Genomic DNA, 15045 nt, shown 5'->3' on the forward strand with positions numbered 1-15045 from the left:
CAAACTTACCTTATACGCACGACTAATGTTTTTGTGATTGAATTGCTTGTAAATATTTTTCATTTACCCGGTCCCAGTTCACTGTATGCCACCAGTTGGTAACAAATTCTGGGCGACGATTTTGGTACTTTAAATAATAGGCATGTTCCCATACATCAATGACAAGTAATGGAATTTTGCCTTCTTGCAAAGGTGTATCTTGATTAGGTGTACTCATTACAGTAAGTTCTTCACCATCAAGGACAAGCCATCCATAACCACTTCCAAAACGGCTAATTGCTGATTTAGACAGTTGATCTTTTAAGTTGTCAAAGGTATTGAAATAATAGTCAATTACTTTTGCAACGTCTCCATTAGGCTCGCCGCCACCCCGTGGGCTCATTACTTCCCAAAAAAGACTATGACAATAATGTCCACCACCGTTATTTCTGACAGCTGTAACAATTTCCTTTGGTAAAGCTTCTAAATTACATAGTAACTCTTCTAAAGATTTATTGTGTAATTCCGAATAGTTTTCTAATGCGGCATTCAAATTATTTACGTATGTCGCATGGTGCTTTCCATGATGAATAGAAAGTGTATTGCTATCGATATATGGCTCTAGTTCATCATAGTCATATGAAAGCTTTGGTAATTGAAATGAAGACATGACACTTCCTCCTTTCTCTCTAAAAGTTGGTCTGGGTAAAAATAATTTACCTTAGTAAAAAAACACCTATTTTTCATGAAAGTCAATAGTAATCTCTTAATTTTCTGAAAGATAGTACAATAAAAGTAACACTTCGACTTTCGTTTGTGACTCTTATTCTTTTTGCTTATACTGTAAAGTAGTAACGTTTTGTTGAAATAGAAGGAGATCGCTTATGAGTAAAACGAAGCAATTAATAGAGGAAGCGAGTCATTTTATTACGATTTGCTATAAAGAGCTTAATAAAGAACAATTCATAGAAGAACGCATGAAAGAAATTCGAGTTGAAATAGAGAAGACGGGGACGTATGAACATACATTTGAAGAACTTGTTCATGGATCGCGAATGGCATGGCGCAATAGTAATCGATGTATCGGAAGACTATTTTGGAGTAAGATGCACATATTAGATGCACGTGAAGTAAATGATGAGGAAGGTGTATATAATGCATTAATTCATCATATTCAATATGCAACGAATAACGGGAAAGTGAAACCGACCATTACAATTTTTAAGCAATATCAAGGTGAAGAAAATAATATACGAATTTATAATCACCAATTGATTCGGTATGCAGGATATAAAACAGAAATGGGAGTGATTGGTGACTCTCATTCCGCTGTGTTTACAGATTTTTGTCAAGAACTTGGCTGGCAAGGAGAAGGTACGAATTTCGATGTATTGCCACTTGTGTTTTCTATAGATGGAAAAGCGCCGATATATAAAGAAATTCCGAAAGAAGAAGTAAAAGAGGTGCCAATTGAACACCCAGAATACCCAATTTCGTCACTTGGAGTAAAATGGTACGGGGTTCCAATGATTTCAGATATGCGCTTAGAAATTGGCGGTATTTCCTATACAGCAGCTCCGTTTAATGGATGGTATATGGGAACAGAGATTGGGGCACGTAACTTAGCGGATCATGATCGTTATAATTTACTTCCAGCAGTTGCGGAAATGATGGATTTGGATACATCAAGAAACGGTACGTTATGGAAAGATAAGGCATTAGTTGAATTAAACGTGGCTGTTTTACATTCCTTTAAAAAACAAGGAGTCAGTATTGTTGATCATCATACTGCGGCGCAACAATTTCAGCAATTTGAGAAGCAAGAAGCTGCTTCCGGTCGTGTTGTAACGGGCAATTGGGTGTGGCTCATTCCGCCGTTATCTCCAGCTACCACTCATATTTATCATAAACCGTATCCGAATGAAATTTTGAAGCCGAATTTTTTTCATAAATAGTTTGTAGTATAGGGCATTTTCTGTAAAAATATAATTTTTTTTAACTACTGTTACGTAGCAAATGGAAGCCCTTACCCTCGGTTATTTTTGGAAGGAGCTTTTTGAACCAAGGAGTTCCTTATGTTATAATCAAATTTCTGTTTCGAAGACCTTATAGAAATATAAGGTCTTTTATTTTGCTTTTTTATGTAAGAGGAATAGAAATTTTCTTTTAAATAAGGGATTTAGCATATTTTTAGGGACAACATAAGTGTGTAGGAAATAGATAAATTATTATGCTTATATAATCATTGTGTTTTGGGTGTAAACAATAAAACATAATAAAGTTGTTTTTTTAGATTGCTGAGGAAGGAGGAAGTGTAAATGAGGATGAAGAGTCGAAAAACGGATTGGCCTGTATTTCTTATTAGTGGTGGTTCGCTTTTATTATTTGTAATTGCGGTTTTCTTAAATAAAAATTATGTAGAGGGAGTCATTAATAGCAGTTTTGCAACTTCAATTAAATATTTTGGTGCCTTCTGGCAAGTTTTATTAATTGGTACATTTATTGTTGCAATGTGTATGGCATTCTCGAAATATGGAAGAGTTAAACTTGGGGGATTAGAAAAACCTGAGATTAGTACGGCAAAGTGGCTTGCTATTATTATGTCGACATTACTTGCCGGAGGTGGCGTTTTTTGGGCAGCTGCAGAGCCAATGTACCACTTGATGACGGTGCCGCCGATATATGAAGGTATTTCTGCTGGAACGAAAGAAGCAGTAATGCCTGCTTTAGCACAAAGTTATATGCATTGGGGTTTCTTGGCTTGGACGATTTTAGGTACAATCAGTGCGGTAGTTATGATGTATGGGCATTATCATAAAGGTATGCCGTTAAAACCTCGAACGCTTTTATATCCTATTTTTGGTGAGAAATTGCGAAAGAGTTTGCTTGGAACAATGATTGATGCATTTGCCATTATTGCGGTAGCTGCAGGGACGATTGGACCAATCGGATTTTTAGGCTTACAAGCAAGTTATGGCCTACAAGCATTGTTTAATATTCCTGATGTTTTTACTACTCAATTAGCAATTATTATTTGTGTAGTTGCGGTTTCTACTATATCTGCAGTAACAGGAATTAATAAAGGGATTCAAATTATAAGCGATTTAAATGTTAAATTAGCGATTTTATTAATGGTATTTGTATTATTATGTGGACCAGGTGGATTTATTATTGATTCGTTTGTATCTTCGTTTGGATTTTATATAAATGAATTTATTCCAATGAGCACATACCGCGGTGATACAGGTTGGTTAGGATCGTGGACAATCTTTTTCTGGGGATGGTTTATTGGATATGGACCGATGATGGCAATTTTAGTGAGCCGCATTTCAAGAGGAAGAACAATTCGAGAAATCATCGTTGCAATTGGAATTATTGCACCTATTATTACAACGTTTTGGTTTACTATACTAGGGGGATCAGGTGTGTTTTATGAGTTAATGAATCCTGGTTCTATATCGACCGCATTAAGTGCATCTGGTATGCCAGCTGCTATGATTGCAATTACAGACCAACTGCCACTCTCTCATATTATTGGACCGGCATTTCTTTTATTAACAATTTTATTTGTAGTGACAACAGGAGATTCAATGGCTTATTCGATTTCGATGGCAGTGACTGGAGACGGAGATCCTAGAATTAGCTTACGAATTTTTTGGTCGCTTATTATGGGAGCAGTTGCGGCAATTCTTTTATACATGGGTGAGGGAAGTATTAATGCATTGCAATCATTCATCGTAGTAACAGCTGTCCCAGTATCCGTTCTGTTGTTCCCAATGCTATGGCTAGCGCCTAAAGTGGCAGGGGAACTAGCATTAAAACAAGGTATTGTAAAAGAAGAAGAGCAAACTTCTTTCTTGTTCCAAAAAGCTAGTAGATCAAAATAAATAATTGTATATTTTATATTAAAAGAGGAAGCATTTCATTAGAGATGCTTCCTCTTTGCTATTTATATAACTATCTTTCTTGAAGGAAGATCGTACACTGTGTAGTTTCAATCTATTCTAATACTTTATCCTTCGTCTCTGGGACAAATAATAGCATTGTAACTAAACCGATTGGATAGATAATGAAGATAAGAGATAATGCTCCCATTACATTACCACCTGCAGCAAGTAATCCGATAATAACAGGTCCAAAGCCAGCTAAACCACGTCCAGTACCGAAAATAAAGTTTTCTGCTGTAGAACGAGCTTCAGCGGGATAGTTTTCAGCTAAAATTGCTCCGAATCCTCCCATCATGCCATTTGCAAAGAATCCAAGCAATGCACTTCCCCATAGCAATAATGTTGAATCTGTGAATAAGAAGAAGTAAATGAGACAGTATATAGTACCACCAACATAATAGATTGTAAAAGTTTTACGGCGACCAATTTTATCGGCTAGAATACCAAAAGTTGCAATTCCAATGAGCATGCCAATCGTAGAGATGAACATCCAACCGCTCGCTTTTGCTAATGTGTAGTTATATTTATTCGCCAAAATAGTTGGCATCCATGTAAAGATTCCATAGTATCCGAAGTTCTGGATGAATGACATAATAATAAGACCAATTGTTGTTAGCGTTACTTTTTTATTTGCAAATAGCTTTCGAAGTGGGAACTTTTTCATTTGCTTTAATTGCTCTGCCTCAGTAGTTGTTAAATTACCTTCAGCTTCTTTTTGTAACAATTCTTTTTTGTATCGTTGTTTTTGTTCCCATATTTTCGGTTCACTTAAACTTTTTCGGACATAGACAGCTAGTAGTGCGGGAATGAGTCCAAATAAGAAAACGGCTCTCCATCCAAAGTGTGGAACGATAAATGCTGGTAGGAGTGAAGCGACTAGTACGCCGAATTGCCATCCAAGTGCCACAACGGATGTTGCCTTTGCGCGCATTTCTTTCGACCATGTTTCAGTTACGATGGCCATCCCAATTCCGAATTCACCACCAACTCCCATTCCTACTAAAAAGCGAAGAATTAATAATTGCCAATAATCTGTTGCGAAATAAATAAGTGCTGTCGCGAGTGAAAATAGTAAGATTGTGAAGGCCATCGTACGGATACGCCCAAATAAATCAGCAATAAATCCAAATAAATAAGACCCAATTAGCATTCCTATTGTAGTAGCTAAAGTTAAGTTCCCACCTTCAACAGGGCTTAAATGAAATTCTTTTAAAATGTAGACGAGTACGAAAGATAAGAGCAACATATCTAAGCCTTCTGCTGCATATCCTAGCGCAGACCCAAATAGTGTTTTATATCTTTTCTCTTTCGTCTCCTCTGTTGTTGATTGTACATCAGTAGTGACGTTCATCATTATTCCTCCTTATTTTCTTCTACAGTCGCTATGGAAGAATAACAAAAGGCCTTCTCACCTGATATGATGAGAAGGCCAAAAAAGCATACGTATTCCGACTTCCTTCTCAACCTCACGGGGTTGGGTTAAAGGACTGTATTATATTACTTTATTTTTAGCACTCTTCTATTAGATTGTCAAATAAAGAGGGAATTGTTATGTGTAAAATATTGCAAAAGGTATTTCATTCTTCTTGACGCCCACTTCACTATTTTCCGATAATAAAACTAACTACTATAAAAGGGAATGAATCACAGATGCTAAATTTAGTACTTATGATGATTGAACGCGTCGGACTTATTGTTATTTTAGGATTTTTACTTTCGCATATTAAAACATTCAGGCGCCTTCTTCATAAGCAAGATGGTTATGTAGATAAGCTTAAGCTTATTTGTATTTTTTCGGTGTTTACAATTGTAAGCAATTACACTGGGATTGAAATAGCGGGTAATACGATTATGAATGAAAATTGGCTACAGGGTGTTTCTTCATCGAGCACAATCGCGAATACACGTATTATGGGTGTTGGAATTAGTGGATTGCTTGGCGGGCCTATCGTTGGAATTGGAGTAGGATCGATTGCTGGTATTCACCGTTATATGCTTGGCGGGACGACTGCACTAAGTTGTGCAATCTCTTCAATTTTAGCGGGGGTTATAACAGGTTATATTGGATACATTTTCAAAAAGTATAATCGTACAATTACGCCTAAATTTTCAGCGGTTTTAAGTGTGTTTATCGTTTCTTTAGAAATGATTATGATCCTATTAATTGTAGAGGATGGAATGAGCATTGTGAAAACAATTGCGATACCAATGATCCTTGTAAATAGCTTTGGAAGTTTTATTTTACTTTCTATGATACAAGCTATTTTGCGCCAGGAAGAGAATGCAAAGGCACTTCAGACTCATAAGGTATTACGTATTGCAGATAAAACGTTACCGTATTTTCGCCAAGGCTTAACAGAAGAATCGTGTAAGCATGTGGCACAAATTATTCACCGCTTTACAGGAACTGATGCGGTATCCTTAACAGATACAGAGAAAATATTAGCTCATGTTGGATTAGCATCAGATCACCATATTCCGTCACATAGTTTAATAACTGGTTTGTCGAAAGAAGTGTTACACACAGGAAAAATAATGAAAGCAAAATCACGTGAGGTCATTAATTGTCAACATGAAGGATGCCCTTTGCAAGCGGCGATTGTTATTCCACTCACTTCACATGGAAATACGATAGGGACATTAAAACTGTATTTCAAAAATCCTAACCAGTTAAGTCGTGTGGAAGAGGAATTAGCAGAAGGGTTAGCAAAAATATTCTCTACACAACTTGAATTAGGGGAAGCTGAGTTGCAAAGTAAATTATTGTAAGATGCGGAAATAAAGGCATTACAAGCACAAATTAACCCACACTTTTTATTTAATGCGATTAATACAGTATCAGCTTTATGCCGAACAGATGTAGAAAAAGCAAGGAAGTTATTATTACAGCTTAGTGTGTATTTCCGTTGTAATTTACAAGGGGCACGTCAGTTATTGATTCCACTAGAACAAGAATTAAACCATGTACAGGCATACTTATCGCTAGAACAAGCAAGGTTTCCAAATAAGTATGAAGTAAAGGTGTATATTGAGGATGAGCTAAAGACAACTTTAGTACCACCATTTGTTCTTCAACTATTGGTTGAAAATGCGTTGCGACACGCTTTCCCGAAGAAGCAACCAGTATGCCAAGTGGAAGTGCATGTTTTTGAAAAAGAGGGTATGGTTCATTTTGAAGTAAAAGATAATGGGCAAGGAATTGAGGAAGAACGTTTAGAACAATTAGGAAAGATGGTAGTTTCGTCCAAGAAAGGGACTGGAACAGCTTTATATAATATTAATGAACGTCTTATTGGGCTATTTGGAAAAGAAACGATGCTTCATATCGAAAGTAAATTAAACGAGGGGACAGAGATTACTTTTGTTATTCCAAAAAAAGTAGGGGAGGAAGAGCAGATTGTTAAAAGTACTAGTAGTTGATGATGAAATGTTAGCACGCGATGAACTAAAGTATTTATTAGAAAGAACGAAGGAAGTTGAGATAATTGGTGAGGCTGATTGTGTAGAGGACGCATTAGAAGAGTTAATGAAAAACAAACCAGATATTGTTTTCCTAGATATTCAGTTATCTGATGATAACGGATTTGAAATCGCGAATATATTAAAGAAGATGAAAAATCCACCTGCCATTGTATTTGCTACTGCATACGATCAGTATGCGCTGCAAGCATTTGAAGTAGACGCGTTAGACTATATTTTAAAGCCATTTGATGAAGAACGTATTGTACAAACATTAAAGAAGTATAAAAAACAAAAACAAGCGCAAATAGAAACGAAGCAAGAAATAAAAGGGGCAGATGTAACGGCAGATATGCATAAATTAGCATTACCAATTGAAGAATCAATCGTACTTGTGAATATTGAAGATATTATATATGTAGGACTTGTGGATGGAAAAGTAACAGTAAAAACAATGAGGGACACATATATAACACACGATACACTTGTGATTTTGGAAAAGAAGTTGCCGCAAGCAAGTTTTATGCGTGTACATCGTAGCTTCATTGCAAATATTAATCATATTACTGAAATCCAGCCGTGGTTCAATTCTACTTATAATTTAATTATGAAAGAAGGATCAAAAGTACCTGTTAGTCGTACATATGCAAAAGAACTCAAGAAGCTGCTTCGTATTTAAGAAGCAGCTTTTGTATTTCATCCTTTTATATTTGTAACTGATTCTGTATATTTGACGTTCTGTTATATAAACGCTTACTAAGGCGATTATATCCTATACAATAAAGGTACCAAATCGAAAGAGGTGGCCAAAATGAGTACGAAAAAAGTATATAGTTTCTTATCACAAGCATTCATATTCTCAGCTATTATGTTAATTTCTAATATTATTGCAACACATTTACCAATTCCGATGCCTTCATCGGTAATCGGGTTAGTCATTTTATTTAGTCTATTATGTTTAAAGGTTATTAAATTGGAACAAGTTGAATCACTTGGAACAGCTTTAACAGGTATTATCGGATTCCTTTTCGTCCCATCAGGTATTTCGGTTATTAATTCTCTTGGTGTAATGGGACAATATTTTGTACAAATTTTAACTGTAATTGTTGTCGCAACAGTTATTTTACTCGCTGTAACAGGATTATTTGCACAATTTATTTTAGGAAAAGATAAAAAAGAAACAGAAGATACAAAAGAATTGAAAGTAGTAAATAAAGGACGCAAGCACGGAAAAGTTGCGTAACCATTTTAGTATATATTGTTAGGAGGGAATGAACATGGCAAGCACAATGACTCCATATTTCGGAATCGTCGTTTCATTAATCGCATACGGAATCGGAACATTATTATTCAAGCATTCAAAAGGGTTCTTCTTATTCACACCATTATTCGTAGCGATGGTATTAGGGATTGTCTTTTTAAAAGTAGGTAACTTTACATTCGAAGAATATAATACTGGTGGAAAAATGATTAGCTTTTTCTTAGAGCCAGCAACAATCGCGTTTGCAATTCCATTATATAAACAAGTGGATAAGTTGAAAAAATATTGGTGGCAAATTTTATCAGCTATCGTGGTTGGATCTATTTGTTCAGTAATTGTCGTGTTCATTGTTGCAAAAGCAATTGGCCTAGATACAGCAGTAATGAATTCAATGTTACCACAAGCGGCAACAACAGCAATTGCATTACCAATCTCTGAAAGTATTGGTGGTATACCAGCAATTACATCATTTGCAGTAATCTTTAACGCAGTCATCGTATACGCATTAGGAGCGTTATTCTTAAAAACATTTAGAGTGAAACATCCAATTGCAAAAGGTTTAGCACTTGGAACAGCAGGTCATGCATTAGGAGTGGCAGTAGGAATTGAAATGGGTGAAGTAGAGGCAGCTATGGCAAGTATTGCTGTAACAGTAGTTGGAGTTGTAACGGTAGTTGTCATACCGATGTTCATGCTATTCATTGGATAGTAAAAATTACTTAAAAAATGAGAAAAGCAAGCTATTTGTAGGACAGATTTCTACTGATAGCTTGCTTTTTATGTTACAGTAGTGGTAAGACCTATTGTGACAAAATGTAAGTTTCCTTAAATCTTCATTAATACTGTGTAGAATACGTTTTGAATTAGGTCATTGTATTGTAAAATAAGAAGTAAGCTACTATAGATCTGCTAAGGTAGGCGTATAATGAGCTTATAAAAATCTTAATATGAATGAATAATTAAAAGTAGAAAAGAGAGAAAAATCTACTTATTAACGTTTTACTTTATAGGACAGGAGAGAGTACTCGTCGATTATGCAAATAAAAAACCTGTTTCAAAGCAAAGGATTTCAGAGGTTACTCGTATTAGTAATACTTGCTCTCGTGTTATACGGGCTGCAAAGTATGTTGAATTTAATTTTAATTACGTTTATTCTTACGTATTTAATGGATCGATTCCAAAAGTTTATTTCCCGCAAATTAGATCATTTCATGCCCATTAATCGAAAACTCATTATAGCATTTCTATATGTCATGTTAATTGGTGGAATTGCTATTACGCTATTTAAATATTTACCAGTATTAACGATACAAATTTCACAATTGATTTATCAATTTAACGTATTTTTAAGAAACCCACCGGACAGTGAATTAATTAAGTATGCAGTTAATGCTGTTAATCATATGGAACTTTCGAAGTATGTAGGACAAGGCGTTGACATTTTGTATAAATCGATTACGAATGTTGGGAAATTTGGCCTTCAAGTGTTACTTTCTTTAATTTTAAGTTTATTTTTCTTATTGGAGAAAGCTCGTATCGTTGCTTTTACTGCAAAATTTAAAGAGAGCAGACTTGCAATTTTCTATACTGAAATCGAGTACTTCGGTAAGAAATTTGCACGTTCATTCGGAAAAGTAATTGAGGCACAATTTTTAATTGCAGTTGTTAACTGCGTTTTATCCGTTATTGCATTATGGATATTAGGATTCCCACAATTATTAGGTTTAGCGTTAATGATCTTCTTACTTGGTTTAATTCCAGTAGCTGGGGTTATCATTTCGTTATTCCCGCTTTGTATGATTGCTTACAATATCGGCGGTATTATGTACGTTGTTTATATTTTAGTTATCGTAACAGTCATTCATGCGCTTGAAAGTTACGTGTTAAATCCGAAGTTTATGTCGCAAAAAACAAACTTACCAATTTTCTATACGTTTATGGTATTAATCTTCTCGGAACACTTCTTAGGTGTATGGGGATTAATTATCGGTATTCCAATCTTCATTTTCTTATTAGATGTCTTAGATGTGACAAGTGATGAAATGGAGAGGGACGCTGGAAAAAAATAAAGTGAAGAGAAAAAAGCATCGATGTTCGATGCTTTTTCTTTTATAACATGATGTTTCTTATGCCATACTGTAAGGAGAAGATAGAATAGGGGTGAAAGAATGGCTGTAAATGAAAAGGTAGAATTAGCTACATTTGCTGGAGGGTGCTTCTGGTGTATGGTTTCGCCATTTGAAGAGATGGAAGGAATTATAAAGGTTGTTTCTGGCTATACAGGTGGTCATAAAGAGAATCCAACATATAAAGAAGTATGTTCAGAAACGACGGGACATTATGAGGCAGTACAAATTACATTTGATGCAAATAAAATGCCGTATGAGGAGTTATTAAATATATATTGGAGACAAATTGATCCGACTGATGTAGGTGGGCAATTCCACGATCGCGGACAGTCTTACGAAACAGTGATTTTTTATCATAATGAAGAACAACATAAAAAAGCAGAGGCTTCAAAAGAAGAGCTTGCAAGGAGTGGACGCTTTTCAAAGCCGATTGCGACAAAAATATTGCCAGCTGCTACGTTTTATCCCGCAGAGGAATATCACCAAGGATATCATAAGAAAAATGAATTCCGCTACGAGTTATACCGTAAGGGCTCAGGGCGAGATGCGTTTATTAAGCAACATTGGCCAAAAGATAATGCTCATTTAAAGGAAAAACTCAGTGAGATGCAATTTTATGTAACACAGGAAAATGGTACAGAACCACCATTTCGAAGTGAGTATTGGAATCATAAAGAAGAAGGTCTTTATGTAGATATCGTTTCAGGTGAACCTTTGTTTACTTCTCTAGATAAATTTGATAGTGGATGTGGATGGGCTAGTTTTACGAAGCCAGTTATGTCAGCTAGTGTGAAGGAAAAAATGGATGTGAGTCATAATATGACGCGTACAGAAGTGAGAAGTAAGGAAGGAGATTCACATCTCGGCCACGTATTTCCAGATGGTCCAGGACCAAATGGACTTCGCTATTGTATAAATTCAGCAGCTCTTCGATTTATTCCAACAGAGGAATTAGAAAAAGAAGGCTATGGTGATTTCCTAATCTTGTTTGGAAATAAAAAATAACCTCGCAGTTAGCGAGGTTATTTTTTTGTTACTTTACTTTTTTCTTTTTAAACTTGCTTAATACTTCATAAACAATTGGAACAATAAGAAGTGTTAATAATGTTGAACTTGTTAATCCACCAATTACTGTTACACCAAGTCCTTTAGAAATTAAGCCGCTACCTTCAAATCCTAATGCGAGCGGGATAAGAGCACCGATTGTTGCAATTGCAGTCATTAAAATCGGGCGAAGGCGTGTTGCACCAGCTTCTAATAAAGCTTCACGTGTTGATAGACCTTCATTTTCTTTATGAATAACGCGGTCGATAAGCACGATTGCGTTTGTTACAACGATACCGATTAACATAAGGGCACCGATCATTGCAGAGACACTTAACGTTTCACCAGAGATTAATAAGGCAACAAGGGCTCCAATGATTGTAAATGGTAGCGAGAATAAAATTGCGAATGGTGCAAGAGCACCGCCAAATGTAACGACAAGAACGAAGTATACAATAGCAATCGCAGCTAACATCGCTAAGCCAAGTTGCTTGAATGATTCTTCAATATCTTTTGTAACGCCTCCCATAGAAACATCTACGCCAGAAGGAAGGTCCATTTTATCTACTTCTTTTTGAACCGCGGCGGATGCTTTTGAAACGTCATCAGATGTTAGTTTTGCACTTACTTCCGCATAAACACGGCCATCGCGGTGTTTCACTGTATTCGAAGTTTCTCCTTCTTTTACAGTCATCACATCTTTTACAGCCACTTCATTACCAAGCGGCGTTGTAATTTTACGATTTATTAAGTCATCGATTGTTTCATAATTTTGTTTTTCAGCTTCTACATATACATTGATATCTTTACCGTCTTTTTTAATTGTTGTCAGAACAGGGCGATCATGTTGATTAGAAAGTCCCATTCCAATTTGTGCAGCCGTTAGACCCATTTTACTTAGCTTTTCCTGATCTGCAACTAAAGTGTATTCTGCGTATGTTTTTGCAATACTAGAGTCTATATCTTTTAAGTCTTTGTTTTTCTTCATTATGTTTTGAATATCTTTTACGACAGGCTTAATGTCTTCTGAGCTATCTCCGTAAACGTATAACTTGATTTCGTTACTACCGCCACTTGCTCCGAAGTCTTGGTTTTTCCATTCGCCTTTTTCAGACATTTTCTGTAAATCTTTAACGACTTGTTCTTTCTCTTTTTCGAAGTTTTTCGTGTCGTTATCATATTGTACGAAGAACATTGCCTGATTTGATTGACCAGGACTCATTGGGTTTTCGCCACCTAATGAGAATTGAATTGTTTTGACGTCTTTATTATCTTGGAAGTGCTTCTCAGCTTTCGTTGCAATTTTTTCAACGTCTTCTAACGTTTGACCTGGTTCAGGGTTGTACGTTGCAATAATCATTTTTTCTTCTTCAGATGGTAAGAAACTTACACCGATAATTGGAACAAGTGCAAGACTACCAATTAATAGAAGGACAGCAATACTTGATGTGATGATTTTATGATTTAAAGCCCATGCAAGTATACGTTTATAACCGTTTGCTAATTTACTTGGTTTTTCTTCATGATGTACTTCTTTTTCTCTCATGCTCTCTTTTTTAAATAAAGAATGAGCTAGCATCGGTACGATTGTAACTGCTACTAGTAACGATGCTAATAAAGCGAAGACGATAGTTAAGGCGAATGGTAAGAACATTTCACCAATCATACCTTTTACTAGTCCAAGCGGTAAAAATACAGCAATTGTTACAATGGTAGAAGACATAATCGGAATAAACATTTCTTTCGTAGCTTCACGAATTAAATCTTTCCCGCGTAGTTTCTCTCCTGATAACGACATACGTCGGTAAATATTTTCAATAACAACAATGGAGTCATCCACAACGCGCCCGATAGCGACTGTCATTGCTCCAAGCGTCATAATGTTAAGTGTAATATCCATTTGCTTTATGACTAATACAGCAATTAATAAAGAAAGTGGTATGGAAACGACAGAGATTAATGTTGTTCGGATATTTCGTAGGAACAGCATAATAATAACAATCGCAAAAATAGCACCAAAAATGGCTTTGCTCAGCATTGTTTCTACTGATTTCTCAATAGGTGCACCTTGGTCGAATGTTGAAATAATCTCTAAGTCTTTATATTTTTTCTCAAGTTCTTTTACTTTATCTTTCACTGCATTTACAACATCAACTGTGTTGGCGTCAGCAGCTTTGACAATTTGAATTCCAATTGCTTCTTTTCCATTTGTTCGAGAAATAGATTCTGCTTTTCCGACTTCCTTAATGTCAGCAATTTCGTCTAATGTAACTGTCGGAATCCCGTTCATAGCAGCTGGATTCATTTGTGGCATTTGTGCACCAGCTCCAGCAGTTTGACTACCTTGACCGCTTGCTGATGAAGGAACAGCAGGGATTTTTAATTCTTTTAATGCTTTCATTGTTGTAATATTTCCATCTACAACAACTGATTTTTCTGTGTCTTTAAATGTATATAGGCCAAGTGGTAAAGATACGTCCGATCCTTTAATTACATTTTTTACAGTATCTTCACTTAAACCTAATTCTTTCATCTTATCTTTTTTAAAGACAAGTTGTACTTCATCTACTTGTTGACCTGAAATTTGAACAGATGCGACTCCATCAAGTCCTTTTAATCCTGGCACAACATTTTTTTCTACATTTTTAGTTAAGGTAGCTAAAGATTCATTTTTACTTGCTACGCTTAATGAAATAACAGGAAAGGCATTGAAGTTTACACGTGAAACTTTCGGGTCCTTTACGCCTTCTGGCAGTTTCACATTTGCGAGAGCTTCTTTTATTTCTGTTTCAGCCTTTTCCATATTTTTATCAAAATCATATTCTACCTGAATAGAAGATGCATTTTGAAAAGATGATGAACTAACAACGTTTACACCACTTAAATTTTGCAGTTGCTCTTCCATCGGTTTTGAAACTTTATCAGCTACTTCTTCTGGTGTAGCACCAGGATAAACCGTGGTTACTGTTACAACAGGTGTTGTAATATCAGGGATTGTTTCCAGCTTCATATTCAGCCCAGAATAAATACCTGCAATGGTAACGATAATGGTTAGTAGCCAAACTGCGAACTTATTTTTTAACGAAAAATTAATAATTTTGTTCATGTTTGCGCTCCCTTTGTATTATATTGACCAACTGGTCAGTCTAATACATAATATAACTGACTGATTGGTCAGACGTCAATGAAAAGGGATGGTATAATACATTCATAATAAGATGCAAGA

The 15045-nt window shown here is 35.7% G+C and carries 10 protein-coding genes and 1 pseudogene; 8 read left to right on the forward strand and 3 right to left on the reverse strand.

The window, feature by feature from the left end; translation table 11 throughout:
* Positions 1 to 22: 22 nt before the first annotated feature.
* Entirely contained in the window at positions 23 to 649 is a 627-nt protein-coding gene (gene sodA / locus PDQ33_RS03595; RefSeq protein ID WP_270392484.1) for a superoxide dismutase [Mn], read from the reverse strand.
* A 214-nt stretch (positions 650 to 863) separates the two neighbouring features.
* Here sodA and PDQ33_RS03600 point away from each other — a divergent pair, with 214 nt between their 5' ends.
* Both PDQ33_RS03600 and PDQ33_RS03605 read left to right on the forward strand, forming a co-directional pair.
* The gene (locus PDQ33_RS03600) at positions 864 to 1934 is read left to right on the forward strand and encodes a nitric oxide synthase oxygenase (RefSeq protein WP_262724332.1); all 1071 of its coding nucleotides are present in this window, start codon (positions 864 to 866) and stop codon (positions 1932 to 1934) included.
* 363 nt (positions 1935 to 2297) lie between these two features.
* The gene (locus tag PDQ33_RS03605) at positions 2298 to 3866 is read left to right on the forward strand and encodes a BCCT family transporter (protein ID WP_270392485.1); all 1569 of its coding nucleotides are present in this window, start codon (positions 2298 to 2300) and stop codon (positions 3864 to 3866) included.
* A gap of 112 nt (positions 3867 to 3978) precedes the next feature.
* Here PDQ33_RS03605 and PDQ33_RS03610 read toward each other — a convergent pair whose 3' ends face one another.
* Positions 3979 to 5277 carry an MFS transporter gene (locus PDQ33_RS03610; protein WP_001103431.1) on the reverse strand — a complete coding sequence of 433 codons (1299 nt, stop codon included), beginning with the start codon at positions 5275 to 5277 and terminating at the stop codon, positions 3979 to 3981.
* 299 nt (positions 5278 to 5576) lie between these two features.
* On the opposite strand from PDQ33_RS03610, the pseudogene lytS reads away from it, so the two are divergent.
* The 6 genes and pseudogenes from lytS (at position 5577) to msrB (ending at position 11780) form a co-directional block, all read left to right on the forward strand.
* Positions 5577 to 7346, forward strand: a pseudogene (gene lytS / locus PDQ33_RS03615) (two-component system sensor histidine kinase LytS).
* Positions 7324 to 8064: a LytR/AlgR family response regulator transcription factor gene (locus tag PDQ33_RS03620; RefSeq protein WP_270392489.1), complete on the forward strand. Its 741-nt coding sequence runs from the start codon at positions 7324 to 7326 to the stop codon at positions 8062 to 8064. The pseudogene lytS and the gene PDQ33_RS03620 overlap by 23 nt, the downstream one beginning before the upstream one ends.
* A 132-nt stretch (positions 8065 to 8196) precedes the next feature.
* Positions 8197 to 8628: an antiholin-like murein hydrolase modulator LrgA gene (gene lrgA / locus PDQ33_RS03625; protein ID WP_000104902.1), complete on the forward strand. Its 432-nt coding sequence runs from the start codon at positions 8197 to 8199 to the stop codon at positions 8626 to 8628.
* 34 nt (positions 8629 to 8662) lie between these two features.
* Positions 8663 to 9355, forward strand: coding sequence for an antiholin-like protein LrgB (gene lrgB / locus PDQ33_RS03630; RefSeq protein ID WP_270392490.1), 693 nt, complete (start codon positions 8663 to 8665; stop codon positions 9353 to 9355).
* Positions 9356 to 9680: 325 nt separating this feature from the next.
* A complete protein-coding gene (locus PDQ33_RS03635; protein ID WP_270392491.1) occupies positions 9681 to 10715 on the forward strand; it encodes an AI-2E family transporter in 1035 nt (344 codons plus the stop codon).
* 99 nt (positions 10716 to 10814) lie between these two features.
* Entirely contained in the window at positions 10815 to 11780 is a 966-nt protein-coding gene (gene msrB, locus PDQ33_RS03640; RefSeq protein WP_270754721.1) for a peptide-methionine (R)-S-oxide reductase MsrB, read from the forward strand.
* 28 nt (positions 11781 to 11808) lie between these two features.
* Here the strand turns inward: msrB and PDQ33_RS03645 are convergent, their stop codons facing one another.
* Entirely contained in the window at positions 11809 to 14925 is a 3117-nt protein-coding gene (locus PDQ33_RS03645; RefSeq protein ID WP_270392495.1) for an efflux RND transporter permease subunit, read from the reverse strand.
* Positions 14926 to 15045: the final 120 nt, after the last annotated feature.

The sequence above is a fragment of the Bacillus cereus group sp. Bc031 genome (assembly GCF_027716265.1).
GTDB classification, from domain to species: Bacteria; Bacillota; Bacilli; order Bacillales; family Bacillaceae_G; genus Bacillus_A; species Bacillus_A paranthracis.